22 protein-coding genes and 1 other annotated feature are annotated in these 26,546 nt (G+C 71.3%); of the genes, 8 read left to right on the top strand and 14 right to left on the bottom strand.

Annotation, left to right across the window (positions count from 1 at the left end):
* Positions 1–92 precede the first annotated feature (92 nt).
* The 4 genes from ACX9MN_RS08160 (at position 93) to ACX9MN_RS08145 (ending at position 5,968) form a co-directional block, all read left to right on the top strand.
* The gene (locus tag ACX9MN_RS08160) at positions 93–1,763 is read left to right on the top strand and encodes a methyl-accepting chemotaxis protein (RefSeq protein ID WP_489724154.1); all 1,671 of its coding nucleotides are present in this window, start codon (positions 93–95) and stop codon (positions 1,761–1,763) included.
* Positions 1,764–1,892: 129 nt separating this feature from the next.
* Positions 1,893–1,948: a sequence feature (sul1 is cis-regulatory element that is thought to sense ions involved in sulfur or methionine metabolism; They are found in Alphaproteobacteria), on the top strand.
* A 60-nt stretch (positions 1,949–2,008) separates the two neighbouring features.
* Complete coding sequence (locus tag ACX9MN_RS08155) at positions 2,009–3,505, top strand: SulP family inorganic anion transporter (RefSeq protein ID WP_091680749.1); 1,497 nt, start codon at positions 2,009–2,011, stop codon at positions 3,503–3,505.
* Positions 3,506–3,605: 100 nt separating this feature from the next.
* Positions 3,606–4,919 (top strand): ATP-dependent protease ATPase subunit HslU, encoded by a 1,314-nt coding sequence (hslU, locus tag ACX9MN_RS08150; RefSeq protein ID WP_091680751.1) that lies wholly within the window; start codon positions 3,606–3,608, stop codon positions 4,917–4,919.
* A 161-nt stretch (positions 4,920–5,080) separates the two neighbouring features.
* Complete coding sequence (locus tag ACX9MN_RS08145) at positions 5,081–5,968, top strand: EamA family transporter (protein WP_020094603.1); 888 nt, start codon at positions 5,081–5,083, stop codon at positions 5,966–5,968.
* A gap of 10 nt (positions 5,969–5,978) precedes the next feature.
* Here ACX9MN_RS08145 and ACX9MN_RS08140 read toward each other — a convergent pair whose 3' ends face one another.
* From ACX9MN_RS08140 to ACX9MN_RS08125, 4 genes are all read right to left on the bottom strand, one after another.
* Positions 5,979–6,380, bottom strand: a complete 402-nt coding sequence (locus tag ACX9MN_RS08140) for a PTS sugar transporter subunit IIA (protein ID WP_010682249.1) — start codon at positions 6,378–6,380, stop codon at positions 5,979–5,981.
* A gap of 174 nt (positions 6,381–6,554) precedes the next feature.
* Positions 6,555–6,995: an HPr kinase/phosphorylase gene (locus ACX9MN_RS08135; protein ID WP_489724153.1), complete on the bottom strand. Its 441-nt coding sequence runs from the start codon at positions 6,993–6,995 to the stop codon at positions 6,555–6,557.
* A complete protein-coding gene (locus ACX9MN_RS08130) occupies positions 6,995–8,800 on the bottom strand; it encodes a sensor histidine kinase (RefSeq protein WP_020094606.1) in 1,806 nt (601 codons plus the stop codon). The genes ACX9MN_RS08135 and ACX9MN_RS08130 overlap by 1 nt, the downstream gene beginning before the upstream one ends.
* Before the next feature lie 17 nt (positions 8,801–8,817).
* A complete protein-coding gene (locus tag ACX9MN_RS08125; protein WP_020094607.1) occupies positions 8,818–9,528 on the bottom strand; it encodes a response regulator transcription factor in 711 nt (236 codons plus the stop codon).
* 313 nt (positions 9,529–9,841) lie between these two features.
* Between ACX9MN_RS08125 and ACX9MN_RS08120 the strand changes: the two genes are divergently transcribed.
* The 3 genes from ACX9MN_RS08120 to lepA all read left to right on the top strand — a co-directional run bounded on the left by ACX9MN_RS08120 (position 9,842) and on the right by lepA (position 12,917).
* Positions 9,842–10,627: a HugZ family pyridoxamine 5'-phosphate oxidase gene (locus ACX9MN_RS08120; protein ID WP_489724152.1), complete on the top strand. Its 786-nt coding sequence runs from the start codon at positions 9,842–9,844 to the stop codon at positions 10,625–10,627.
* 61 nt (positions 10,628–10,688) lie between these two features.
* A complete protein-coding gene (locus ACX9MN_RS08115; RefSeq protein WP_010682254.1) occupies positions 10,689–10,889 on the top strand; it encodes a hypothetical protein in 201 nt (66 codons plus the stop codon).
* 225 nt (positions 10,890–11,114) lie between these two features.
* Positions 11,115–12,917 carry a translation elongation factor 4 gene (gene lepA, locus ACX9MN_RS08110; protein WP_042669970.1) on the top strand — a complete coding sequence of 601 codons (1,803 nt, stop codon included), beginning with the start codon at positions 11,115–11,117 and terminating at the stop codon, positions 12,915–12,917.
* Positions 12,918–13,024: 107 nt separating this feature from the next.
* Here the strand turns inward: lepA and ACX9MN_RS08105 are convergent, their stop codons facing one another.
* From ACX9MN_RS08105 to ACX9MN_RS08095, 3 genes are all read right to left on the bottom strand, one after another.
* Positions 13,025–13,342, bottom strand: coding sequence for a c-type cytochrome (locus tag ACX9MN_RS08105; RefSeq protein WP_091680759.1), 318 nt, complete (start codon positions 13,340–13,342; stop codon positions 13,025–13,027).
* A 148-nt stretch (positions 13,343–13,490) separates the two neighbouring features.
* Entirely contained in the window at positions 13,491–14,774 is a 1,284-nt protein-coding gene (locus tag ACX9MN_RS08100; protein ID WP_489724151.1) for a PQQ-dependent sugar dehydrogenase, read from the bottom strand.
* A gap of 267 nt (positions 14,775–15,041) precedes the next feature.
* Positions 15,042–16,544, bottom strand: coding sequence for an NAD(P)/FAD-dependent oxidoreductase (locus ACX9MN_RS08095; protein WP_489724150.1), 1,503 nt, complete (start codon positions 16,542–16,544; stop codon positions 15,042–15,044).
* Between the two features lie 208 nt (positions 16,545–16,752).
* Here ACX9MN_RS08095 and ACX9MN_RS08090 point away from each other — a divergent pair, with 208 nt between their 5' ends.
* Positions 16,753–18,537 (top strand): hypothetical protein, encoded by a 1,785-nt coding sequence (locus ACX9MN_RS08090; protein ID WP_489724149.1) that lies wholly within the window; start codon positions 16,753–16,755, stop codon positions 18,535–18,537.
* A gap of 3 nt (positions 18,538–18,540) precedes the next feature.
* Here ACX9MN_RS08090 and ACX9MN_RS08085 read toward each other — a convergent pair whose 3' ends face one another.
* The 7 genes from ACX9MN_RS08085 to ACX9MN_RS08055 form a co-directional block, all read right to left on the bottom strand.
* A complete protein-coding gene (locus ACX9MN_RS08085) occupies positions 18,541–19,770 on the bottom strand; it encodes a molybdopterin molybdotransferase MoeA (RefSeq protein ID WP_489724148.1) in 1,230 nt (409 codons plus the stop codon).
* Positions 19,767–20,258 (bottom strand): cyclic pyranopterin monophosphate synthase MoaC, encoded by a 492-nt coding sequence (moaC, locus tag ACX9MN_RS08080; RefSeq protein WP_489724147.1) that lies wholly within the window; start codon positions 20,256–20,258, stop codon positions 19,767–19,769. The genes ACX9MN_RS08085 and moaC overlap by 4 nt, the downstream gene beginning before the upstream one ends.
* A 3-nt stretch (positions 20,259–20,261) precedes the next feature.
* Complete coding sequence (gene trpC / locus ACX9MN_RS08075) at positions 20,262–21,149, bottom strand: indole-3-glycerol phosphate synthase TrpC (protein ID WP_056528117.1); 888 nt, start codon at positions 21,147–21,149, stop codon at positions 20,262–20,264.
* The gene (trpD, locus tag ACX9MN_RS08070) at positions 21,146–22,183 is read right to left on the bottom strand and encodes an anthranilate phosphoribosyltransferase (RefSeq protein WP_489724146.1); all 1,038 of its coding nucleotides are present in this window, start codon (positions 22,181–22,183) and stop codon (positions 21,146–21,148) included. Before trpD ends, trpC begins: the two co-directional genes overlap by 4 nt.
* 34 nt (positions 22,184–22,217) lie before the next feature.
* Entirely contained in the window at positions 22,218–22,832 is a 615-nt protein-coding gene (locus ACX9MN_RS08065) for an anthranilate synthase component II (protein ID WP_042672235.1), read from the bottom strand.
* A gap of 106 nt (positions 22,833–22,938) precedes the next feature.
* Positions 22,939–24,459 carry an anthranilate synthase component I gene (gene trpE, locus ACX9MN_RS08060; protein ID WP_489724145.1) on the bottom strand — a complete coding sequence of 507 codons (1,521 nt, stop codon included), beginning with the start codon at positions 24,457–24,459 and terminating at the stop codon, positions 22,939–22,941.
* Between the two features lie 3 nt (positions 24,460–24,462).
* Entirely contained in the window at positions 24,463–26,364 is a 1,902-nt protein-coding gene (locus ACX9MN_RS08055; protein ID WP_489724144.1) for a peptidylprolyl isomerase, read from the bottom strand.
* Positions 26,365–26,546 lie beyond the last annotated feature (182 nt).

The following is a 26,546-nucleotide window of genomic DNA, read 5'->3' as shown; positions in this document are numbered from 1 at the left end:
CGTGACAAATAATTCCGGATCAGCTCAGTTTACGACGTCTTGACGAATAACCGGCATTTTGACGCCAATCGCGCCTCGACGGTCGGATAGCAATGAAAATCGGCGGAAAACTCCTGAGCTTCGTCGGCGCCTGCAGCCTGACGACGCTGGTCGTGGCAGGGGTCAGCGTCGCGACGCTGAAGAGCTTCGAGCGCTCGCTGACGAGCGTCGAGAGCGCGTCGATCCGGGCGCTCGACGCCGCGAACTTCAACCGCCTCGCCGCCGAAGTCACCATGGACTCGCGCGGCGTCTACGCCTCCGCCGACCGCGCGGAAGCCGCGAAGTACACCGCCGGGATCCGCAAGGGTCTCGCCGAGATGGACGCGCTGCGGGCCGACTGGGCACCGCGGGTGACCGAGGCCGAGCGGCCGCTCTTCGAGACGATGGTGCGCAACGCCGACGCGTTCCGCGCCCTCCGCAGCGCCCTCGCGGACGCGGGCGACACGACCGGCCCCAAGGCGGCCGCGGAGCTCGGGTTCAACGACGCCAACCGGGCAAACCGCAAGGCCTTCCAGGCCAGCATCGACGCCCTGGTGAAGCAGGGCCGGGGCGAGATGGCGGCGATCAAGGCCGACACCCAGGCCCTGTTCGAGACGCGCACCGTCCTCCTGCTCGGCCTCGCCCTGATCGGCACCGTGATCTGCTGCGCCCTCGGCCTGCTCATCGGTCAGCGGCAGATCGCCCGGCCGCTGCGGGCGGTCTCGGACGCGATCCAGCGCCTCTCGCGCGGCGACCACACCCTGCCCGCCGTCAAGCCGGGACGCGACGAGATCGGCGCGATCTGGACGAGCATGCAGGTCTTCAGCGACACGATGCGGGAGGCCGAGGGCCTGCGGCACGAGCACCAGCGGTTGGAGGCCGACACGGCGACGCGCAAGCGCGCCGAGATGGCCGGGCTCGCCGAGCGGTTCCAGGGCAGCATCGGCGGACTCGTCGAGCACCTCGCCGGGGCCGCCGCCGGGCTGGAGCGTGCCGCCGCGACCATGGCGGGCAACGCCGAGCACGCCGGCACGCAGTCGCAGGCGGTCACCCGCGCCGCCGAGACGACGGCCCACAACGTCGAGGCCGTCGCCGCCGCCACCGAGGAGCTCGCCGCCACCGCCAGCGAGATCGGCGTCCAGGTGACCCAGACCTCGACGGCCGCCGAGAGCGCCGTCGAGGCGACGCGGCGGACCCGGGCGAGCGTCCAGGCCCTCGCCCGCAGCGCCGACGGGATCGGGCAGGTCGTCTCCCTCATCTCCACCATCGCCGGGCAGACCAACCTGCTGGCGCTCAACGCCACGATCGAGGCGGCGCGGGCCGGCGAGGCCGGGCGCGGCTTCGCGGTCGTCGCAACCGAGGTGAAGGATCTCGCGACGCAGACCGCCAAGGCCACCGAGGAGATCGCCGGGCAGATCGCCGCGATGCGGACCGCGACCCACGACGCCGTCGCGGCGATCGAGGAGATCGGCGGCACGATCGAGCAGGTCCACGGGATCGCCCTCGGCGTGGCCGCCGCTGTCGAGGAGCAGCAATTGGCGACCCAGGAGATCGCCCGCAGCGTCTCCGAAGCCGCCAGCGGCACCCGCGCCGTCACAGACACGATGGCGCTGGTCCTGGGCGCGGCCCGCGAGACGGGCGCCAGCGCCGCGGAAGTCCTCGACGCCGCCGCCGACATCGCGCGCCGCTCGAACGGGCTCGGCGGCGAGGTCGCGGGCTTCGTGACCCAGGTCCGCGCGGCCTGAGGCGGCCGGACCGACGCGCCCGTCATTTCGGAACCGCAGAGCCGGACCCGCGATGACGGAAGCGTCGCCGAGCGTTTCCCGCCACGTTGTTGCATTGCAGCGCGCGCGCCCCTAGGGTCGGCGCATTCGCAAGGACCCGGTGAAAGCCCGGGTGGCTCTTCCGGCCGCCAATCCGCCGGACCACGCATTCGAGACGCGCTCTGACCCGCCAGCGACGCGGGCACGCCGCTCGTGCGGATTCATCGATGTCAACACACGCAGCCCGGAACGCCGGATATCTCCGGTCGTGGACCTCCAACCTGCGCGGCGACACCCTGTCGGGGATCGTCGTCGCCCTCGCGCTGATCCCAGAGGCCATCGGCTTCTCGGTCATCGCCGGAGTCGACCCGAAGGTCGGCCTCTACGCCTCGGTCGTCATCGCCTGCACCATCGCCTTCGCCGGCGGTCGCCCGGCCATGGTCTCGGCCGCCACCGCCGCCACCGCGGTGGTGATGGTCGACCTCGTGCGCGAGCACGGCGTCCAGTACCTCTTCGCCGCCACGATCCTGATGGGCGTCATCCAGATCCTGGCCGGGTTGCTCAGGCTGGGCCGGCTAATGCGGTTCGTCTCGCAATCGGTGATGACCGGTTTCGTCAACGCGCTGGCGATCCTGATCTTCCTGGCGCAGTTGCCCGAGCTCACCGGGGTCACGCCGGCGACTTACGGGCTGATCGCCCTCGGTCTTGCGATCATCTACGGATTCCCGCGGATCACCCGCGCGATCCCGTCGCCGCTCGTCGCCATCGCGGTGCTGACGGCGATCACCGCGATCTTCCACCTCGACGTGCGCACGGTCGCCCATCTCGGCGCCCTGCCCTCGACGCTGCCGAGCTTCGCCCTGCCGGACGTGCCCCTCACCCTCGAGACCCTGCGGATCCTCCTGCCCTACGCGGCGACGCTCGCCGCGGTCGGCCTGCTTGAGAGCCTGCTCACGGCGCAGATCGTCGACGACATGACCGACACGGCCAGCGACAAGAATCGCGAGTGCATGGGCCAGGGTGTGGCCAACATGACCTCGGCCCTGTTCGGCGGCATGGGCGGCTGCGCGATGATCGGCCAGTCGGTGATCAACGTCTCGTCGGGCGCCCGCGGCCGCCTCTCGACGCTCGTGGCCGGCGCGTTCCTGCTGGTGCTCCTCGTGGCACTGCAGGACCTGCTGGCCGTCGTGCCGGTGGCGGCGCTGACGGCCGTGATGATCATGGTCTCGATCAACACCTTCTCGTGGCGCTCGCTGCTGCGGCTGCGCACCAACCCTCTGCCCTCCTCGGCGGTGATGCTGGCGACCGTCCTGGTCGTGGTCGCCACCAAGGATCTCGCGATCGGCGTGCTGGTCGGCGTGCTGCTGTCCGGCGTGTTCTTCGCCGGCAAGGTCGCCCGGCTCAACCGGATCACGTCCGCCCTCTCGGCCGACGGCCGCACCCGGACCTACACCGTCACCGGGCAGGTGTTCTTCGCCTCGGCGGGGACTTTCTCGGAGGCGATCGACGTGCTGGAGCCGGTCGAGCGCCTCGTCATCGACGTCCACGCGGCGCATTTCTGGGACATCTCGGCCATTGCGGCCCTCGACCGGGTGGTGCTCAAGGCCCGCGCCCGGGGCCGCGACGTGGCGGTCATCGGCCTCAACGAGGCCAGCGCGACCCTGCTGGAGCGGTTCGGCCGGCACGACAAGGGCGACGCCGCGGCGGTCCCGGCGGCGCACTGAGGCGGCGACCGGCCGACGCGTGGCCCCTTGCGCGGGGCCGCGCGCGACCCCATTCCCGGCGCGGGGCCGTTTTCGGGCCGGGAACAGGGATGGCAAAGCGGTGACGACGTTCTCTCCCCGCGAGATCGTGTCCGAGCTCGATCGGTTCATCGTCGGGCAACACGACGCCAAGCGCGCCGTGGCGATCGCGCTGCGCAATCGCTGGCGGCGCCAGCAGCTGACCGGTCCGCTCCGCGAGGAGGTCGCGCCCAAGAACATCCTGATGATCGGGCCGACCGGCTGCGGCAAGACCGAGATCGCCCGCCGCCTCGCCCGGCTCGCCAACGCGCCGTTCCTGAAGGTCGAGGCCACCAAGTTCACCGAGGTCGGCTACGTCGGCCGCGACGTCGAGCAGATCGTCCGCGACCTCGTCGAGGTGGCGATCGGCCTGACGCGGCAGGTCAAGCGCGAGGGCGTCAAGGCCAAGGCCGAGGCGGCAGCCGAGAACCGGATCCTCGACGCGCTGGTCGGCCCGACGGCGAGCCAGGCCACCCGCGACAGCTTCCGGCGCAAGCTCCGCAACAGCGAGCTCGACGACAAGGAAGTGGAGCTGGAACTGACCTCCGGCGCCCCCGCGGGCATGCCGATGTTCGAGATTCCCGGCGTTCCGGGCGCCTCGATGGGCGCGATCAACATCGGCGACATGCTCGGCAAGGCGCTCGGCGGCCAGCGCGGCAAGCCGCGCCGTGTGCTGGTGCGGGACGCCTACGCGCCGCTGATGGCCGAGGAATCCGACAAGCTCGTCGACGACGAGGCGCTCGTCCGCGAGGCGATCCGCGAGGTCGAGAACAACGGCATCGTCTTCCTCGACGAGATCGACAAGATCTGCGCCCGCGAGGGCCGCTCGTCCGGCGACGTCTCGCGCGAGGGCGTGCAGCGTGACCTGCTGCCGCTGATCGAGGGCACGACCGTCGCCACCAAGCACGGGCCGGTGAAGACCGACCACGTGCTGTTCATCGCCTCGGGCGCCTTCCACGTCTCGAAGCCGGCGGACCTCCTCCCCGAGTTGCAGGGCCGCCTGCCGATCCGGGTGGAATTGCAGCCGCTGACGGTGGACGATTTCAAGCAGATCCTGACCGCCACCGAGGCGAGCCTTCTCAAGCAGACGGTCGCGCTGATGGAGACGGAGGGCGTCACCCTCACCTTCTCCGACGACGCCGTGGACGCCCTCGCGCGGGTCGCCGTGGAGGTGAACTCGTCGGTGGAGAATATCGGCGCGCGCCGGCTCCAGACGGTGCTGGAGCGGGTGATCGACGAGGTCTCCTTCACCGCCACCGATCGGTCCGGCGAGACGGTCCCGATCGACGCGGCCTACGTGCGCGACCGGGTGCAGGATCTGGCCTCGAACGCGGATCTGAGCCGCTTCATCCTGTAAGGGCCGGTCACGGATCACGCCGGGCCGGCGGACGCCCCGCTGGCCCAGGACGGCGAGCCGTGCGCGAGGATGGCGTGTGCCATGAGGTCGAGCGTGGGCCGCGGCGGCCCCGGCATCTGCTATGCCCGCGCCGGGTCCCGGTCCTCAGGAATGTCGTCCCCGTGTCACGCAACAGGTTCGGCCTCGGCGATACGGTGCTGTCCGTGGCGGCGCTGGTCACCGGCATGGTGTCGCTCCAGTGCGGCGCGACCTTCGCCAAGAGCCTGTTCCCGGCGCTCGGCGCGGCGGGGACCTCGGCGCTCCGGGTCGGCTTCTCGGCGCTGATCCTGATCGCCGTCTGGCGGCCCTGGCGGCGCAGCCTCCCGGCACGCGAGGCCGGCTGGATCGCCCTCTACGGGACGGCCCTCGGGCTGATGAACCTCCTGTTCTACCTCGCGCTGGCACGGCTGCCGCTCGGACCGGCCGTGGCCATCGAGTTCGTCGGGCCGCTGGCGGTCGCGCTGATCGCGTCGCGCCGCCGCTCGGATTTCCTGTGGATCGGCGTGGCGGTGGCCGGGCTCGCGCTGCTGCTGCCGATCGCCGGCGCGGACGGCCTCGACCCGGTCGGCGTCGCCCTCGATCTCGGCGCGGCCCTGTGCTGGGCGCTCTACATCCTGTTCGGGCAGCGCGCGGGGCGGATCGACGGCGGCCAGGCCGTGTCCCTGGGCATGCTGACGGCGGCCCTCGTCGTGGCGCCGTTCGGCGTGGCGGAGGCCGGACCGGCCCTGCTCGCGCCCGGACTCCTCATCGCCGGCTTCGCGGTGGCGCTGCTGTCGAGCGCCCTGCCCTACTCGCTGGAGATGGTCGCCCTGCGCCGCCTGGACCGCAAGAGCTTCGGCGTGCTGATGAGCCTGGAGCCCGCCGTGGCGGCCTGCGCGGGTCTGGTCCTGCTGGGAGAGCGAATCAGCGCCGTCCAGTGGCTGGCGATCGCGCTGGTGATCGCGGCATCGGTGGGAATCACCGTGAGCGCGCGGCGCGCGGCTCCGCCGGCGGCTGTCCTGGAAGCGTGATCCCGGAGAACTACTTGCCCGCCAGGACGCGCGAAGCGACGTTGATGTATTTGCGGCCGGCTTCCTGCGCGTGCAGCACGGCGTCGCCGAGCTTCTCCTCGTCGCGGACGCTGGCCAGCTTGATCAGCATCGGCAGGTTGATCCCCGCCACGACCTCGACCGAACCGCCGTTCATGCAGGACAGCGCGAGGTTCGACGGCGTGCCCCCGAACATGTCGGTCAGCACCACCACACCGTCCCCGGTATTCACGCGACAGACCGCGGACATGATGTCCCGGCGTCGCAGCTCCATATCGTCCTCCGGCCCGATCGTGATCGTTTCGATCTGATCCTGTGGACCGACCACGTGCTCCAGCGCGGCCTTGAACTCGGTCGCCAGGAGTCCGTGGGTGACGAGCACCATGCCAATCATCGACACGTGTTCCAACGTCCTGTGTGTGCCGCCATGTTGTGCATCGCACAGCCCCCCACAAGGCGATCGCGACTTTTTTGCCCGGACATTGGTGCGATCATGCCACGGCCGCCGCGTGTGCGCCATGGGGGATACCAGTCTTGGGCGAATCGAGGCGCCTGTGCGGCTGCGAAGTCACGGCCGCGGCTTTCGCAGCGCCGCACGAACCAGGAGCGGTGCGATGCCGGCCGCCCGCGCACCCCGATCGAGGACGAGGCGCGGAACGGCGAGGCCGAGGATGTCGGCGGGTTCCGGCGGCTCGGGCAGGCGCGGTGCCGTCTCCACCAGGTCGACGGCGAGATGCAGCACCGCCTCCGGCCGCACCGCCAGGCCGAGATCGGCCGCCGGCAGGATCCCCTGGCCGCGGACCTCGACACGTCCGGCGAGCGCAGGATGGGGACCGGCCGTGATTCGCCCGTCGCGAATCGCGCAGACGACCCGGTCGTCCGCCACGAAGGACCCGTCCGGCGCGGCTGCGAGCAGGAGCGCGAGGCTCGACTTGCCCGCACCCGAGGGACCCCGAATCAGGATCCCGGCCCCGCACAGCGCGACGCAGGCGCCGTGCAGGGTGACCATCAGGCGTGAAGCTGCCGCGGCGCCGCCGGCAGGCGCACGATGAAGCGGGCGCCGCGCACCGTCGGCTCGCCGTCCTCGTCGGGGGCGCCGGGCCGGTTCTCGGCGCGGATCGTGCCGCGATGGGCCTGGACGATCTGGCGGGAGATCGACAGGCCGAGGCCGGAGTTCTGGCCGAAACCCTGCTCCGGCCGGTCGGTGTAGAAGCGCTCGAAGATCCGCTCCAGGGCGTGCTCCGGGATGCCAGGTCCCTCGTCCTCGCAGATCATCTCGACCTCGCCGCGCACGCGGCGCAGCACGACCCGGACCTTCGCGTCGGTCGGCGAGAACGAGCGGGCGTTGTCGAGGAGGTTGTTGACCACCTGCCCGAGCCGGCTGTCGTGGCCGATGATCGTGAACGGCGCGTCCTGCTCCGAGCCCGTCGCCTCGACGTCGAGCTGGATCAGGCAATCCTTCGGGCGCCGGCGCTCGTTGGCGACCGACACGACGGTGGTGAGCAGCCGCCGGAGATCGACGCGCCGGGCCTCGGCGCGGGCGAGCTCCGCGTCGAGGCGCGAGGCGTCGGCGATGTCGCTGATCAGACGGTCGAGGCGCTTCACGTCGTGCTGGATGATCGCCATCAGCCGGCCACGGGACTCGTCGGTCTTGGCGAGCGGCAGTGTCTCGACCGCGCTGCGGAGCGAGGTCAGCGGGTTCTTCAACTCGTGGCTGACATCCGCCGCAAAACTCTCGATCGCGTCGATTCGCCGGTAGAGGGCCTGAGTCATGTCGCGCAGGGCGCCCGACAGGTGGCCGATCTCGTCCGTGCGTTCGGTAAAGTCCGGGATCTCCTCGCGGGTCTTGATACCCATGCGGACCTTCTCGGCGGCCTCCGCGAGGCGGCGGACTGGTCCCGCGATCGCACCCGCCAGCAGGAACGAGAGCACCACCATCACCGCCGAGGCGACGAGGAAGACCTGCAGCAGACCGAACCGCTCCGAAGCGATGACCCGGTCGATGGCGTCGCCCTGAGTCGAGATCAGGAGGGCGCCGCGGACCGAGCCCGCCCGGTGGATCGGCACCGCCACCGAGACGGTGGTCTCGCCGAGCTTGTTCCGGCGCACGAGGCTGCCGCGGTTGCCGCCGAGCGCCGCCTGGACCTCCCGGAGCGAGTGCCCGTTCACCGGCCCCGTCTCCTCGGTGGTCTCGGACCGGCTGCGGAACAGGCCGCCGAGCTTGGACTGGACCGCCTCGAAGGCGGATTCGAGGATGCCGGGCTTGTGGGGCTTCGGCTCGAGCGGGTCGGGCCGGCTGGCATCGCCGCGCTTGAACAGGGTGCGGGTGTCGAACAGGAGGCCGCCCTCCTGGTCGTAGACCCGGGCGCGGTTGCCCGTCGGCGTCACGAGGCGCGACAGCAGCGGCGCCACCTTCTCGGGGTTCAGCGAGAAGGCGAGCGGCTGCGATTCCTCCTCCGCCGCCTCGCCGGCCTGCTGCTGGAGCAGCTTGTCGGGATCGATGCGGATCGTGTCGGTGTCCACCGAGGCCGAGGCGGCGATCGCCCCCGCGATGATCTCGCCCTGGATGGCGAGGCTCTGGATCCGGGCCTGGATCAGGCCCTGGCGGAACTGGTTGAGGTAGAGGAACCCGACGAGGAGCGCGATCAGCCCGACGAGGTTGAGGACGACGATGCGGCGCGTCAGGCTCGACGAGGCGCGCTGGCCGACCGCCTCCCACACGGCGCGGGGCCAGCCGAGCGGTCGGGACAGGGTCTGGGCCAGGGAGGCGCGGGGCGGGGCATCCTCGGTCTGGGTCTGGGTACGTGCGGCCACGGGGCTGATCCTGGAGATCATGCCTCCTTGAAGCGGTAGCCGACGCCGTAGAGCGTCTCGATCATGTCGAAGCTCTGGTCGGTGACCTTGAACTTCTTCCGCAACCGCTTGATGTGGCTGTCGATGGTCCGGTCATCGACGTAGACTTGGTCGTCGTAGGCCGCGTCCATGAGCGCGTTGCGGCTCTTCACGACGCCGGGGCGCTGGGCGAGCGCCTGGAGGATCAGGAACTCCGTGACCGTCAGCGTCACCGGCTCGCCCTTCCACGTGCAGGTGTGCCGCTCGGGATCCATCATCAGCGCGCCGCGCTCGAGCGACCGGGCCGCGACCTCGGCCTCGCCGCGGGGCGTGCTGCCGGGGGCCTCCTTGGCGAAGCGCCGGAGCACCGCCTTCACCCGCTCCACCAGCAGGCGCTGCGAGAACGGCTTATGGATGAAGTCGTCCGCGCCCATCTTGAGGCCGAACAGCTCGTCGATCTCCTCGTCCTTCGACGTCAGAAAGATCACGGGAAGGTCAGATTTCTGCCGCAGGCGTCGGAGAAGCTCCATCCCGTCCATGCGCGGCATCTTGATGTCGAAGATCGCGAGATCGGGCGGGGAGTGGCGCAGACCGTCCAGCGCGGAGGCCCCGTCCGTGTAGGTCTGGATGCGGTAGCCTTCGGTCTCCAGCGCGATCGACACAGAGGTGAGGATGTTCCGGTCGTCGTCGACGAGGGCGATGGTCGGCATGCGCGGTCCCTGACTGAACGGGCTCAGGCGCGGTCCCGGCTCTTCGCACAGGCCGCGCCACGTCCCGGCCCCGAGGGGGCAGACAAAAACGCGAACCGGGCAGTTTGGGCGCAGCCCGGCACACGCAAAGGGACAGGTGCTTTAGTACGGCCGATCGGAAAAAGCGAGCGGCGGTCATAGCTTGGCCGTAACACGGGAGCGCACCGGTCCTTCCGCGGCCCATCTGACGCGGTCGCGGTGCCTCGCGCCGCCGACGCTGCGCCGCTAACGTGGCGGCGAAACCGGGCGGCTGTCCGGAGGGGAGGAATCGCGCATGGGCGAGACGATCGACACGGGTCCCGGCGCGGGCGGACCGGCCCGTCCGCTGCCGGCCGAGGCGGCGCCGTTCGACGCGATCGGCCTGGCGCGCACGCTCCTGCGCAGCGTCCGGTCCGGGGCGCTCGCGACCCTGGAGCCGGACGGCACGCCCTTCGCCTCCCTCGTCACCATCGCCACCGACGCGGACGGCACGCCGCTGATGCTGCTGTCGCGGCTGTCGGCCCACACCCGCAACCTGCTGGCCGACTCGCGCTGCTCGCTGCTGTTCTCGCAGGGTGGCAAGGGCGACCCGCTCGCCCATCCCCGCCTGACCGTGGTCGGACGCGCTCTGCAGACCGCCGAGGCGCGGGCCAGGGAGCGGTTTCTGGCCCGGCACCCGAAGGCCAAGCTCTACGCCGATTTCCCGGATTTCGGCTTCTTCGCCCTGGCGCCGGAGGCCGGCCACCTCAATGGCGGCTTCGCCAAGGCCGCGACCCTGACCCGCGACCAGCTCCTCCTCGACCTCTCGGACGCGCAGGCGATCGTGGCGGGCGAGCGGGGCGCCGTCGAGCACATGAACGCCGACCACGCCGACGCGCTGGCGCTCTACGCTGCCGGCGCCGGCGGCGCGGCCGACCTGCCCTGGCGACTCACCGGCCTCGACCCCGAGGGCATGGACCTGATGGCGGCCGACCGCACGGTGCGCGTCCCCTATCCGGAGCGCGTCACCGACATGGGTGCGCTGCGCAAAAGCCTCGTTGCCATGGCCGCGCGGGCGCGCGCGACCGGTGCGGACGCGTAAACGCGCAAGGACTTGGCGATCAGGCATGGCGAAAGGTCGCTGACCGCCCCATATCGGCCCCATGAGCGATACCCAGACAGATACCTACCCCTTCAGCCTCGACGTGGAGCCGGTCGGCGAGAGCGGCTCCCTGTTCCAGTGGAGCATCCGCAAGCACGGCAAGCTGCACCAGCGCTCGGACCGGAAGCATCCGACCGAGGCCAAGGCGCGCTCCCACGGCGAGGCCGAGATCGAGCGACTGATCCGCGACCGCGGTCGCTGAGCCGGATCGCTCCTCGGCGCCAGACACGATCGTGACTCGGGGGCCGGCTCGTTCCGGCCCCCGTTCGCTTGCGTGCGATCACCGACCGGGCCCGCTCTCCCCCCGGGCGCTCAGGCTGCGCTTGGCGCCTTCCCGCCGCGCTGCTATCTCGCGCGGGAGCCGCTCCATCCGAACACGTCCCGACGTCAGACGGTGCGCGCCGGCGCGCGCCCGAACGGAATGCCGATGACAGCCCCGATCGACACCATCCGCAACTTCTCGATCGTCGCGCATATCGACCACGGCAAATCGACCTTGGCCGACCGGCTGATCCAGGCGACCGGCACGGTCGCGCTCCGCGACATGAGCGAGCAGATGCTCGACTCGATGGACATCGAGAAGGAGCGCGGCATCACCATCAAGGCGCAGACCGTGCGCCTGGAGTACAAGGCCCAGGACGGCAAGGACTACGTCCTGAACCTGATGGACACGCCCGGCCACGTGGACTTCGCCTACGAGGTCTCGCGCTCGCTCGCCGCCTGCGAGGGCTCGCTCCTGGTGGTCGACGCCTCGCAGGGCGTCGAGGCGCAGACGCTCGCCAACGTCTACCAGGCGCTCGACGCCAACCACGAGATCGTCCCGGTCCTCAACAAGGTCGACCTGCCCGCCGCCGAGCCGGACCGGGTCAAGGAGCAGATCGAGGAGGTGATCGGCCTCGACGCCTCCGATGCCGTGCCGATCTCGGCCAAGACCGGCCTCAACATCGAGGCGGTGCTGGAGGCGATCGTCACCCGCCTGCCGCCGCCGAAGGGCAGGAGCGACGCGCCCCTGAAGGCGCTGCTCGTGGACAGCTGGTACGACGCCTATCTCGGCGTCGTGGTGCTGGTGCGGATCATCGACGGCACCCTCAAGAAGGGCATGACCATCCGCATGATGGGTGCCGACGCCGTCTACGGCGTCGACCGGATCGGCGTGTTCCGGCCGAAGATGGCCGACATCGACGCGCTGGGACCGGGCGAGGTCGGCTTCTTCACCGGCTCGATCAAGGAGGTGGCCGACACCCGCGTCGGCGACACGATCACCGAGGACAAGCGCCAGACCACCGAGATGCTGCCGGGCTTCAAGGAGGTCCAGGCGGTGGTGTTCTGCGGCCTGTTCCCGGTGGACGCGGCCGAGTTCGAGAACCTGCGCTCCGCCATGGGCAAGCTCCGGCTCAACGACGCCTCGTTCTCCTACGAGATGGAGACGTCGGCGGCGCTGGGCTTCGGGTTCCGCTGCGGCTTCCTCGGGCTCCTGCACCTGGAGATCATCCAGGAGCGGCTGGAGCGCGAGTTCAACCTCGACCTGATCTCCACGGCGCCCTCAGTGGTGTACCACCTGAAGATGCGCGACGGCGAGACCAAGGAGCTGCACAACCCGGCCGACATGCCGGACATCATGAAGATCGAGACGATCGAGGAGCCGTGGATCCGCGCCACGATCCTGACGCCCGACGAGTATCTCGGCGGCGTGCTCAAGCTCTGCCAGGACCGCCGCGGCGTGCAGATCGACCTCAACTACGTCGGCAAGCGCGCCATGGTGGTCTACGACCTGCCGCTGAACGAGGTCGTGTTCGACTTCTACGACCGGCTGAAGTCGATCTCGAAGGGCTACGCCTCGTTCGACTACCACGTGTCGGATTACCGCGAGGGCGACCTCGTGAAGATGTCGATCCTGGTGAATGCCGAGCCGGTGGACGCCCTCTCGATGCTGGTCCACCGCACCCGCGCCGAGTCGCGCGGCCGGGCCATGTGCGAGAAGCTGAAGGACCTGATCCCCCGCCACCTGTTCCAGATCCCCGTCCAGGCGGCGATCGGCGGCAAGATCATCGCCCGCGAGACCATCCGGGCGCTGTCGAAGGACGTCACCGCCAAGTGCTACGGCGGCGACATCTCGCGCAAGCGCAAGCTTCTCGACAAGCAGAAGGAAGGCAAGAAGAAGATGCGCCAGTTCGGGCGCGTCGAGATCCCCCAGGAGGCGTTCATCGCCGCCCTGAAGATGGACGATTGATCCACCGCGTCATTGCGAGCGGAGCGAAGCAATCCAGGGTCGCGCGACATCGGTGAGCGTTGCGCAACTGGGTTGCTTCGCTGCGCTCGCAATGACGGTGGTGCTGCTTACCCCGGCGGCAGCACGTCGATCTGGATGCCCGCGTAGTACGCCGCCAGATTGGCGATGTCGGCGTCCGACAGTTCCTTCGCCACGACGTTCATGATCTCGTTCTGCCGCTTGCCGTCCCGGTACTCGGTGAGCGCCTTCACGAGGTAGGGCTCGACCTGCCCGGCGAGGTTCGGCGCCTCCGGCAGCTTCGAGAGCCCGTCCATGCCGTGGCAGGTCTGGCACGCGGTCGCGCGCTTCTTGCCTGCGGCCGCGTCGCCGGCCTGCGCCGAGAGCGGGACGAGGGTGGCGGCGAGGACGAGAAGCGGGCGGATCATCGGGCGGGCTCGAACTCTGAGATCAGTGAAGACTTGTCCGCTCGCGTCGGAACGGGACGCGCGCCCTCTCCCGCACGTCAGAGAGGGCGCGTTGCGGCTTTCCGCGACCTGGCGCCTCACGAGCGGAGAGGCGCCAGGTCACAAGAGACTACTTCTCGTAGGAGATCCTGTAGATCGCCCCGGCGGAATCGTCCGAGACCAGCAGCGAGCCGTCGAGCATCACCGCGACGTCCACCGGGCGGCCGAGATACTCGCCGTCGCCGGTGAGCCACCCTTCCGCGAACGGCTTGACCGACTCGACCTTCCCGTCGGCCCCGAGCTTGGCGAACATCACCCGGGCGCCCACCGGCTCGGTGCGGTTCCACGAGCCGTGCTCGGCGATGAAGATCCCGCCCTTGTAGGCGGCCGGGAACTGCTTGCCGTTGTAGAAGGTCATGCCGAGATCGGCCGCGTGCGGCGGCAACTCGGCCTGCGGGGCGACGGCGTCGGCCGGCGGGGTCTGGTCCTTGTACTCGACCGTGCGGACCGAGCCGCCACCGAACCACGGGAAGCCGAAATTCTCGCCCGCCTTGGTGGAGCGGTTCAATTCGCCCGGCGGCTTGTCGTCGCCCATGCCGTCGACCTGGTTGTCGGTGAACCACAGCGACTTGTCGGTATTGAAATCCATCCCGACCGAGTTGCGGATGCCGGTCGCGTAGACCTCGCGGTTCTTGCCGTCGGCGTCGATGCGGATGATGCCGCCGATGCCGGTCTTCTTGTAGAGGTCCGCCTTCTCGGCGGGCGGCACGTTGTAGGGCTGGCCGAGCGCGATGTAGGTCTTGCCGTCCGGCCCGACCCGGCAGACCCGGGCCGTGTGGTTGAAGCTCTCCTCGGAGGCCGGGATCAGCTGTCCCTGCTTGACCAGCACGCCGGCGGCGACGTCCGGGTTCTCGTAGAAGAACTCGGCGGCCGGGAAGGCCAGGACGCGGTTCTGCTCGACCACGGTGAGCACGCCGTCCTTCGAGAAGCAGACGCCGTTCGGGATCTTGAACGTGATGCCCGGCGCGAAGGGGCGGACCTCGTCGGCGACCCGGTCCTTGTCGCGGTCGGTGACCGTGTAGATCTTGCTCTTGCGCGTGCCGACGAACAGCACCCCGGCATTGGGACCGACCGCGATGGCGCGGGCGTCCGGCACCACCGCGTACAGGTCGATCTTGAAGCCGTCCGGCAGCTTGATCTTCGACAGGTTCTTGCGGATCGCGTCGGGGCGGCGGCCGGTCTGCGGGATCTCCGCGGCGGCCTGGGTGTCGGTGCTGTGGAAGCCCTCGAGCTTCTCGAGGTCGTCGGTCTTGGCCTTGGTCTCGGCAGGGGCCGCACCCTGCGCCAGGGCGGGGAGCACCGCCGCCGGCATGGCCACGCCCGCGAAGAGCGCGGCGAGAAGCAGAGATCGCATCGATAGAATCCTCCCGGCGGCCCTTGGACCAGGGCATTACCGGGAGGGAACGATAGGGGCGCCGCAGAGACCGGCAAGCCGCGCCGGTGACGCGGCAGGAGCCCTGTCGCTGTCCGCGGGGTTTCCGGCCGTCACCTCAGGGGGGCGCACCCTCCGTCATCGCGAGCGAAGCGACGCGACCCAGGGCAGCGCGACTTCGAGGCGCTCAGCGCCGCCCTGGATTGCTTCGCTTCGCTCGCAAAGACGGGAGGCCGACCGGAACTGGCCTCAGGCCACCTTGCGCGGGACAAGGCGCTCGCTGCCCAGGGCGGCGTCGGCCCCCGACACCCCGGACTCGGTGTACTCGGCGTCCTCGTTCACCCGCCAGACGTCGTGCCGGCGCCGGCCGCAGAGGATGTTCTCCACGGTCAGCATCGCGGTCATCATCGCGTGGTCCTGATTGTTGTACTTGTGCATGCCGTTGCGGCCCACGAGGTGCAGGCTCGGGAAATCCCGCTCCAGCTCCCGCCGCACGGTGACGACGTGGCCGGCATACTCCTCGTCGTAGACCGGGTAGGCCTTCGGCTGGCGGACCACGCAGGCATCGATGACGTCGGCCGGGTCGATCAGGCCGATCTGACCGATCTCGCGCTTGGCGAGCTCCACCAGCTCCGAATCGTCGGCGTTCCAGAGGCCGTCGCCCTCGAAGCAGAAATACTCCAGGCCCAGGCAGGTGTGGTCCGCGTCCGGCACCATCTCGGGCGACCAGGAGCGGAAATTCTGCACCCGGCCGACCTTCACCGACGGGTCGTGGATGTAGATCCAGTTGTCCGGGAAGTTCTTGTCCGACTTGGCGATGAGCGCCACCGTCAGGAAGTCGCGGTACTTCAGCGCCCGGGCGTTGAAGGTGCTGAGCGGCCGCGGGCGGATGGCGTCGACGAGCTCGCGGACCGGCGCGGACGAGACGACGTTGCGGGCCGTGAAGGTCTCGCGGCTGCCGTCCGAGCGGCGGGCCGCCACCGTCCAGATGCCGGTGCCGGCATCGTAGCTGAGGGAGTCGACGCCGCGGTCGAGCTTCAGCTGCCCGCCCTGGGCGCGGATCTTGGCGGCTGCCGCCTCCCACATCATGCCGGGGCCGCGGCGGGGATAGCGGAACGACTCGATCAGAGTCTTGATGACGGGGCCGCCGGCCTTCGGCGCCTTGCGCAGGCCCAGCGACCGCTTGATGCCGTCGCGGATCGCCGCGCCGAGGTCGAGCCCCTTGATGCGCTGCGCCGCCCAGTCGGCCGAGATCGCGTCGCACGACATGCCCCACACCTTCTCGGTGTAGGTCTTGAAGAAGATCGAGAACAGGCGCTCGCCGAACTGGTTGCGGACCCAGGCGTGGAAGGTCTTGGGCTCCGCCACCGGCCGCAGGCGGGCGTAGAGGTAGGAGGCGACGCAGGCCGCGCTGGTGAGGATCCCGAGGTTGCGCAGAGCCTCGAAGGCCTTCAGCGGGTAGGCGTAGTAGCGCCCGCGATAGTAGATCCGCGACAGGCGCGGGCGCTCGATGAAGTCGTCGGGCAGGAGTTCGTCCCAGAGATCGACCACGGCCTGGGACTTCGAGAAGAACCGGTGGCCGCCGATGTCGAACAGGTAGCCGTTGTGCGAGACGGTGCGCGAGATCCCGCCGACCTGCGCCGGATCCCGCTCCAGGACGGTGACGGAGCGGCCCTTCTTCGACAGCAGGTAGGCGGCAGTCAGACCCGCAGGCCCGGCGCCGATCACCAGCGTCTCGGTGTGGTGGCTCATCCCATGCTCCGGCGATTGGTGCGGCGCGCGACGCGCAGGACGCCGACCGGTCGCCAGGATGCCCGGTCGTGGTTAAGGAATCGCTGGCGCCGCGGGGCCGGATCGACGGCCGGGCCGCGCGTCCGGTGCCCTTTGACCGCGCGTTAAGCGGAACCGCGCGAGCATGCCGGCGAGGGCATCGACCGCCCGCCCGGGTGATCCACCAACCATGCCGGCTCCGGCGCTACCCCTCTCCCGACCGCGCGGGCGGATCGAGGCCCGCACGCTGCTGTGGATCCTCGCCGCCCTCTGCATCGCGACGATGAACGCGCCCCACGCGGTTTGGGAAACCGTCCAGCACCTGCGCGTCCCGGATACCGACGACGCGATGCGCCTCGTGGAAGTGCGCGACCTGCTGGCCGGCCAGGGCTGGTACGACAACGTCCAGTACCGATTCCTGCCCCCGGGCGGCGTGCCGAGCCACTGGTCGCGCCTCGTCGACGCGCCCATTGCCGGCCTGATCCTGGCGCTCACGCCCCTGACGGGACCCGCGCTCGCCGAGGGCCTGACGGCGGCACTCTGGCCCGTGCTGCTCTTCGGGGTCTACGGCTGGCTCCTGTATCGCGGGGTCCGGCACAGCTTCGGCAGCCGTGCCGCGCTGCTGGCCCTGATCGCGGCCACGCAGACCTTCGGTGTGACGATCCAGTTCCAGGCCGGGCGGGTGGACCACCACAATCTGCAGATTCTCTCGATCCTCGGTCTCGCCTTCTGCATGATCCGCGGCGGCCTGCGACCCGGCCTGATCGGCGGGATCCTGGCGGCCGTGTCGCTGGCGATCGGGCTCGAGGGCCTGCCCTTCGTCGCGCTGGCGGCGCTCTTCCTCACGGGCGACTGGTGCCTGCGCGGACGGCCCGCGCTGGCGTCGCTCGCGGGCTTCGGCCTGGGTCTCGGCCTCGCCGCCCCCGCGCTGTTCGCCGTCCAGACGGCCCCCGCGCTCTGGGGTGTCTCCCACTGCGACGCGCTCTCGCCACCCTGGCTCTGGCTCACCCTGGGCGGCCTCACCCTCGCCGCGATCGCCGCCGGCGCGGGCGAGCGCCTCGCGACGGTTCCGGCGCGCCTCGCCCTGGCGGGCCTCGCGGGCAGCGTCCTGCTGGCCGGGTTCGTCGCCGCCTTCCCGTCCTGCCTCGGCGGCCCGTTCCCCGACATGCCGCCGCTGGTGCGGATCCACTGGCTGCTCACGGTCAACGAGATGGCGCCGCTGGCGAAGTTCGTGGCCCGCGGCCAGTGGGAGGCGCTGGTCTTCTACCCGGTCGTGATCCTCGCGAGCCTCACGGCCGCCGGGATGGCATGGCGCGGCCCCGAACGCCGGGCCTGGTCGGTGGTCGCGCTGTTCCTGTGGCCGGGGCTGATCCTCGGCGTCGCGCAGTTCCGCGGACTCTACATCGTCTCCGGCTTCGTGCCGCTGGTGGCGGGCGTGGTCCTCGACCGCGCGCTGGCACGGGCAGCCCTGCCGGCCGGGGCGCGGCGCTGGCCCGTCGCGCTCCTCGGCGCCGCGATGGTCAGCAGCCTCTGGATGATCCCGGCGCTCCTGGCGGAGACCCTCGCGCCCGGCCTGTGCACCGCGCCCGACGCGGCCGAGACCAATGCCTGCCTCGGCGACACCGCGGTCCGCCCCCTGGCGCACCTGCCGGAAGGCACCGTGCTCGCCCCGATCTTCATGGGGCCGTCGATCCTCCTCCGCACCCCGCACAGCATCGTCGCCGCGCCCTATCACCGGGCCATTCCCGGCCTCAAAGCGGCGATCGAGGGGCTGGGCGGCACCGAGGCCGACCTCGACCGGGTGCTGACGGCGTTCGACGTCCGCTACCTCGTCGCCTGCCCGGCCCGGCCGGCCGAGGACCTTCAGGCGGAGACGGCGTTCGCCACGCGGCTCGCCGCGGGCACGGCCGGGAGCGCGCGCCTCGTGCCGCTGGACGTGCCCGGTCCCCTCAAGGTCTGGCGCGTCGCGCCCTGACGATCAGAGCAGGCGCCGATCGAGGCGGATGATCCGGCAGGGATCGCCGGCGCGCGCGGCCGGCGCGTGCGGGGCGCGGATCAGCAGGGCTTCGGACCGTCCGAGGACGGCGAGCATCGACGAGTCCTGACGCCGCTCGGCGGTCGCGACCGGTAGACGGTCGGGCTCGTGGGCGAGGCTCGCCCGCATGTAGTCGGCCCGGCCGTCATTCTCCGGCATGTCGCGGCCGAGCGTCGCCGGCTCGCTCCGGTCGGCGCCGGCCCGCGGATCACCCTGGAGCGCGCGGATGGCGGGCACCACGAACAGGAGCCCGCACACGATGGACGAGACCGGGTTGCCCGGCAGCCCGATGACCAGCATGTCGCCGAGGCGGCCGTGCATCAGCGGCTTGCCCGGCCGGAGGGCGACCCGCCAGAAGCCGAGCTCCAACCCCTCCTTGGCGAGCGCGGCCTGAACCAGATCGTGGTCGCCGACGGAGGCGCCTCCGAGGGTGATCAGCAGGTCGGCGCGCGCCGCGCGGGCGCGACGGAACGCGTCCGCCAGGGCGTCGTGGTCGTCCCCCGCGATGCCGAGATCGACGATGTCGGCGCCCGCCTCCGCGGCGAGGGCACCGAGCGCGAGGCTGTTGGAGGCGACGATCTGGTCCCAGCCGGGCGTCGCGCCCGCCTCCACCAGCTCGTCACCGGTGGCGAGGATCGCGACGCGCGGCCGGCGGCGGACCGTGAGGCGCGGATGACCGGCCGCCGCGGCGAGCGCCAGCCGCCGCGCATCCAGGCTCATGCCGGCCGGGATCAGGGTCTCGCCGGCGGTGAAGTCGAGGCCGGCCCGGCGGATGAACCGCGCCGGCTCCACGGGCTCCAGGACACGCACCGCGCCCGCCTCGGCGGCGGCGTTCTCCTGGATCAGGATCGCGTCCGCGCCCTCCGGCACCGGCGCCCCGGTGAAGATCCGGACCGCCTCGCCCGGGCCGATGCGGCCGGAGAAGCCGTGACCGGCCGCGCTGGCGCCGATCAGCCGCAGGATCGCCCCGACCTCCCCGGCGTCGGCGCCGCGCACGGCGTAGCCGTCCATGGCGGAAGCCGGGAACGGCGGCTGGGTCCGTGAGGCGACGACGTCCGCGGCGAGCGTCCGGCCGCAGGCCTGCGCCAGCGGGACGCTCTCCGGCTCGACCGGCGCGGCGACGCTCGCGAGCACCCGCGCCAGCGCCTCGGCGACCGGAATCAGGCCGCTCATTCCGCCGGGGCCCGGTAGTTGCCCGAGCGGCCCCCGTCCTTGGCGGTCAGCCGGATCCCCTCGATCCGCATGCCGCGATCGACCGCCTTCACCATGTCGTAGACCGTCAGGCAGGCCACCGAGACGGCGGTCAGCGCCTCCATCTCGACGCCGGTCGGGCCCTGGACCCGGACCTCGGCGGCGATGCGCAGGCCCGGGAGCGCGTCGTCGGGCTCGCACTCGACCCGCACCTTCGACAGCAGCAGCGGGTGGCAGAGCGGGATCAGCTCGTGGGTGCGCTTGGCCGCCATGATGCCGGCGAGCCGGGCCGTGCCGATCACGTCACCCTTCTTGGCGTCGCCCTCGCGGATCAGGGCCAGGGTCTCCGGCCTCATCACGATCTGGCCTTCCGCCCGGGCCGTCCGGTCGGTGGCGGGCTTGTCGGTGACGTCGACCATGTTGGCCGCGCCGCTGGTGTCGAGATGGGTCAGCGTCGAGCCCGGCCGCATGCCTTACGCCTTCTTCCGCGGCTTGCCGCCCTTGGCCTCCGCGGCGCCGAACAGCAGGGCGCGGGCCGCCTCCGCGACGTCCGGCTGCCGCATCAGGCTCTCGCCGACCAGCACCACGCCGAGGCCGTTGTCGCGCAGCCGGACCACGTCGGCGTGGTCGCCGATCCCGCTCTCGGCCACGGCGATCCGGTCCGCCGGGATCCCCGGCGCCAGCCGGATCGCGGTCTCGAACGAGACCTCGAAGGTCTTGAGGTTGCGGTTGTTGATGCCGATCAGCGCCGTGCCGAGGGGGATGGCCCGCGCCAGCTCGGCCTCGTCGTGCACCTCGACCAGGACGTCCATCCCGAGGAGGTGCGCCGTCTCGACCAGGGCGACGGCCTCGTCGTCGTCGAGGCAGGCCATGATGACCAGGATGCAGTCGGCGCCCCAGGCCCGGGCCTCGTAGACCTGATAGGGCTCGAACAGGAAATCCTTGCGCAGGACGGGCAACGCGCAGGCGGCGCGCGCCGCCGTCAGGTACTCCGGCCGCCCCTGGAACGAGGGCTCGTCGGTCAGCACCGACAGGCAGGTGGCGCCGCCGGCCTCGTAGGCGGCGGCGAGGCTTGCCGGGTCGAAATCGGCGCGGATCAGGCCCTTCGAGGGCGAGGCCTTCTTCACCTCGGCGATGAGCGCCGGGCGGTCCGCGGCGAGATGGCTCCGGATCGCCGCCGCGAAGCCGCGCACCGGCTCCGCCTGCGCGACCTTCCGCTCCAGCTTGGCGAGCGGCACCCGCAGCTTCGCCTCGGCGATCTCGCGGCGCTTGTAGGCCTCGATGCGGGCGAGGACGTTCGGCCGCTCGGTCGGCGTCCCGGCGCCGGTCTCCGGGGTCGCCTCGTGCGTCAGCGAGCTCATCGGCCCTCCTGCCCGTTGGAGTGGTCGTTCGAGGCCCGGATGAGGCGGGCGAGCGTCGCCCGGGCGGCCCCGGAATCGACGGCATCCTGCGCCTGCGCGACGCCGTCCGCCAGGGCCTGCGCGGCCCCCGCGACCACGAGCGCCGCCCCCGCGTTGAGGACCGCGATGTCCCGGTAGGCGTTCCGCGCACCCGCCAGGACGGCCTCCAGGGACCGCGCGTTGTCGGCCGGGTCGCCGCCGCGCAGCTCCTCGGGCGCGCGCAGCGCCAGACCGAAGTCGCGCGGGTCGATGGTGAAGTGAGACAGCCGCCCCTCGTCGAGGGCGACCACCCGCGTCGGGCCCGTGACGGTGATCTCGTCGAGCCCGTCGGACCCGTGGACGGTCCAGACCCGGCGGCTGCCGAGCTCGGCCAGGACCCGCGTCAGCGGCTCCGCGAGCGCCTCCTGGGCGACGCCGAAGAGCTGGTAGCCGACGCCGGCCGGGTTGCTCAGCGGCCCCAGCAGGTTGAAGATCGTCCGCACGGGCAGTTCGGACCGGACCGCCGCGACGTGGCGCATGGCCGGGTGGTGGGCCTGCGCGAACAGGAAGCAGAGTCCGGCCTCGGCGAGGCAGCGGGCCTGCGCGGCGGGGTCGAGCCCGAGCCGCACGCCCAGGGCCGCGAGCACGTCGGCGGCGCCGGAGCGCGAGGTCGCCGCCCGGTTCCCGTGCTTCGCTACCGGCACGCCGCAGGCGGCCACGACGATCGCCGCGAGGGTCGAGACGTTGACGCTGCCGGAATGGTCGCCGCCGGTGCCGACGACGTCGACGGCGTTCGCGGGCGCCGCGACGCGGGTCATGCGCGCCCGCATGGCCTCGGCGGCGCCGACGATCTCCTCGACGGTCTCGCCGCGCACCTTGAGGGCGGTCAGGAAGGCGCCGGCCTGGACCGGCGTGACTTCGCCCGACAGCAGGTCGTCGAAGGCGGCGCGGGCCTCGGCGCGGTCGAGGGCGAGGCCCCCGGCGACCTTCGCGAGATGGGGTCTGAAGCTGTCCATGGGTTCTTACGGAGGGCCGCCCCGGCCCCCGGCGTCAATGCACGTCGGCACGCGTCCTGTCACGCGCCGTGTTCCAGGCGGCGGCGAGATCGAGGAAGTTCTTCACGATCTCCGTGCCGTGCTGCGACCGGATGCTCTCGGGATGGAACTGGACGCCGTGGAGCGGCCGGTCGGCGTGCTCCAGGCCCATGATCAGGCCGTCGGCCTCGGCGGTGACCCTCAGGGCCGTCGGGCAGGTCGCGCGGTCGACCACCAGGGAGTGGTAGCGCGTCGCCTCGAAACTGTCGTTCAGGCCGCGGAACAGGCCGCGCGCGCCGTGCCGGATGGTCGAGACCTTGCCGTGGAGCGGCAGCGGCGCGCGCACGACGTCGCCGCCGAAGGCCTGACCGATCGCCTGGAGGCCGAGGCACACGCCGAAGATCGGGATCTCCTCGGACAGGTCGCGGACCACGTCGAGGCAGATCCCCGCCTCCGTGGGCGTGCACGGCCCGGGCGACAGCACGATGGCGTCGGGCGCCTTGGCGCGGATGTCGGCGATCGTGAGCGCGTCGTTGCGCGCGACCTCGACCGCGCCGCAGAGCGGCCCGATCAGGTGCACGAGATTCCACGTGAAGGAATCGTAGTTGTCGATGACGAGGACGTTGGGCATCACGGCGGCACGCTCGGGCATGCAGGCGATGTGACCGCTCGCACCCGCGCGGTCAACCGTCGGCGTCGGACGGCGGTGCAGCCGCGCGTCCGCCCTACGGCCCGCGCTACTGCCCGCGCTTCGCCTGCGCGGCGAAGCGCACCGCCTCCTCGGCGGCCCGGAACAGCGCCTTGGCCTTGTTGACGCATTCCTGCTGCTCGGAGGCGGGATCGGAATCGTAGACGATCCCGGCCCCCGCCTGGACGTGCATGGTCCCGTCCTTCACCACCGCGGTGCGCAGGACGATGCAGGTATCCATCTCGCCCCGCGCGCCGAAATAGCCGATGCAGCCCGCGTACGGCCCGCGCTTCTCGCGCTCCAGCTCGTCGATGATCTCCATGGCCCGCACCTTCGGGGCGCCCGAGACCGTGCCGGCCGGGAATCCCGCCGCCAGGGCGTCCAGGGGATCGTGGCGCGGGTCGAGGTCGCCCTCGACGTTCGACACGATGTGCATGACCTGGCTGTAGCGCTCGATGAAGAACGAGTCGGTCACGCGGACGCTGCCGATCCGCGAGACCCGGCCGGCGTCGTTGCGGCCGAGGTCGAGCAGCATCAGGTGCTCGGCCCGCTCCTTCGGGTCGGCGAGCAGCTCGTCGGCGAGGGCGGAATCCTCGGCCGGGGTCGCGCCGCGGCGACGCGTGCCCGCGATCGGGCGGACCGTGACCACGCCGTCGCGCACCCGCACCAGGATCTCCGGCGAGGAGCAGACGATCTGGAAGCCCTCGAAATCGAGGTAGCACAGGAACGGCGCCGGGTTGGTCCGCCGGAGCGAGCGGTACAGGCTGAAGGCCGGCAGCGTGAACGGCGCCGAGAACCGCTGGGACAGCACCACCTGGAAGACGTCGCCCGCGACGATGTACTCCTTGGCGCGCGCCACCATGGCGAAGAAATCGTCCGGCGGCGTGTTCGAGACCGGCTCGGGCGGGGCGACCGCCGACGGGTCCACCCGCGCCTCGATCGGCAGCGGGCCCTCGAGGGCGGCGGCGACCCGGTCGACGCGCTGCAGCGCGTCCTCGTAGGCGGCCCGGGCCGCGGTACCGGGGGCGGGCCGGATCGGCGAGACGACCGTGATGACGTCGCGGATCGAGTCGAACACCACCATCACCCGGGGGCGCACCAGGATCGCGTCCGGCACGCCCAACGGATCCGGGTTCGGCTCCGGCAGCCGCTCCATGGCGCGGACCATGTCGTAGCCGAGGTAACCGAACAGGCCGGCGGCCATCGGCGGCAGGTCCTGGCCGTCCGACTCGCCGATGGCGCTCTCGGCGATCAGGGCCCGCAGGCTCGCCAGCGGTGCCCGCGAATCCGGCTCGAACCGCGTGAGATCGGCCCCGCGCGCGATCGCGGGCGCGCCCGCCCGGCAGCGCCAGATCAGGTCCGGATCGAGGCCGATCATCGAGTACCGGCCGCGGACGGCGCCGCCCTCGACCGATTCGAGCAGGAAGGCCGGCCCGGCATGGCCGGCGCGCAGCTTGAGGAACGCCGCCACCGGCGTCTCGAGATCGGCGACGAGGCTCACCGCCACGAGGCTCGGCTGCCCGGCCTCGTAGCGCGCCGCGAAGGCCGCGTAATCGGGCGCGTCGGCCATGCCTCAGTACTCGCCGCCGATGGCGCGCCGCAGGGCGGCCGGGTCGACCTTCACGCCGGCGTTCTTCTGGACCTCGCTGATGTACTCGGACAGCACGTCGTCGGCGAGCGCCGCCTGGAAGCTCTGCGTGATCTGCTTGTCGCTCGGGCTATCGGCCACGAAGGCCGGCACCGTCGCCGCCGAGACCTTGAAGACCGCCCGCGAATCGCCGGCAGCCGCCGTGCCGGCCTTGCCCACCGGGGTCGCGAAGATCAGATTCACGACGTCGGCCGTGAGCATGTCCTTGGCCTGGTTGCGGGCGAGATCCTGCGCCTCCTGCAGGTTGACGCCGACCTCCTGGGCGGCGGCCTCCATGGTCTCGCCTTTGTTGATCTTCTCGACGAGCTCGCGGCCCTTGGCCTGGAGGCGCTTGGCGATCTCGGTCGCGGTCCAGCCGGCCTTCACGCCGTCCTTGACCTCGTCGAGGGGCTTGTCGTGGGCGGCGTCGATCCCGGTGACGTCGTACCAGACGTAGCCGCCGGTCTTGGTCCGCAGGGGCTCGTTGTCGCCGCCGATCTCGGCGCGGAACAGGGCCGGCAGGGTGGTCTCCGGGTCCGGGATGTCGGTGATCCGCTGCCCGTCAGGCCCCTTGCCGTTCACGTCCACCGCCTTCACGGCGACGACCTTGAGGCCGCGCTCGGCCGCGATGTCGGCCAGCGGCTTGGCGCCGGCCCGCTGGTCCTCGATCGCGTCGCGGGTGGTCTCCATGGCGTCGCGGGCACGGGCCAGGGCGAGGGCCTTGCGGATCTCGCCGTCCACCGCCTCGAACGGCTTCACCGTCCCGGCCTCGATCTTGGTCACGCGCAGCAGCACGGTGCCGAACCGGCCCTGGACCGGCTGGCTCACGCCGCCCTCGGGCAGCGCGAAGGCGGCGTCGGCGACGGCCTTGTCGAACAGCTCGCTCCTGGTCAGCGTGCCGAGGGTTAGGTCCTTCTCGTCGGTGCCGCGTTCGGCCGCCACCGCGTCGAAGGTCTTGGAGCCGTCCGTGATCGCCTTGCGGGCCGCCTCGGCGGCGGCCGCGTCGGGGAACACGATCTGCTGGATCGTGCGCTTCTCGGGCGTGCCGTAGCGGTCCTTGTTCAGCGCGTAGGCGGCGCGGGCGTCGGCCTCGGTGATCGCGTCGGGCTTCGCCATCGCCTCGGGCTCGACCACGAGGAGGTTGGCCGCTCGGAACTCCGGCGCCCGGAAACCGGACTTGTTGGCCTCGTACCAGGTCTTCAGCTCGTCGTCCGTCGGCTCGGGGATCTGGCCGGCCACCGAGGGCGTCAGCATCAGGTAGGCGGCCGCGCGGCGCTCGGTGGTGTAGCGATGGACGGCCTCCCGCATAGCGAGCGGCACGTGCAGATCCGACGACACCGCCTCGGCCAGCTGGAGGCGGGCGATCACCGAGCGCTGCTCGCGCACGAACAGGGCCTCGTTGAGGCCGGCGCGCTGCAGGGTCTGGTAGAAGAGCTGCGGCTCGAACTGACCCTGCTGGTTCTGGAAGCTCTTCTCCTCGTGGATCGCCTTGATCACCGAGGAATCCGGCACCGTGAGGCCGAGATCATGGGTCTTCTGATCGAGGGCGGCCTCGGTGATCAGCTGCGACATCACCTGCCGGTCCAGGCCGAGCATCCGCGCCTGGTCGGGCGTCAGCGGACGCTTCAGCTGGGTCTGATAGCGCTGCAGCTGGTTCTGGTAGGCTTGGCGCACCTGCTCGGCCGTGATCGGTGTGCTGCCGACCGTGGCCACCTTGTTGCTCGCGCCGCCGCGGAAGAACTCCTCCACCCCGAAGATGCCGACACCGGCGATCAGCAGCGTGAAGATGATCGTCAAGACGATCTTGCCGAGCCAGTGCTGGCTGGCGTTGCGGATGCCCTGAAGCATGGTCTGTGATCGAGTACCTTCGGCAGCCGCCCCGTCACCGGGCCGGCGCTGTCCCTGAGAGCCGACCGCGATAGACCATTCGCGTCCACAGGCAAAGGCTCGGGCGGTCCCGGCCGTTTGCACGCTCAAGCTCGCTCTGGTAGGCCCCGGCGACTTCGAGAAAGCCGCGGCGGAGCGAGGGC

The sequence above is a fragment of the Methylobacterium sp. 1A genome (genome assembly GCF_058072805.1).
Note: the sequence above shows the minus strand (reverse complement) of the source record. Positions and strands in the feature narration are given on the sequence as shown.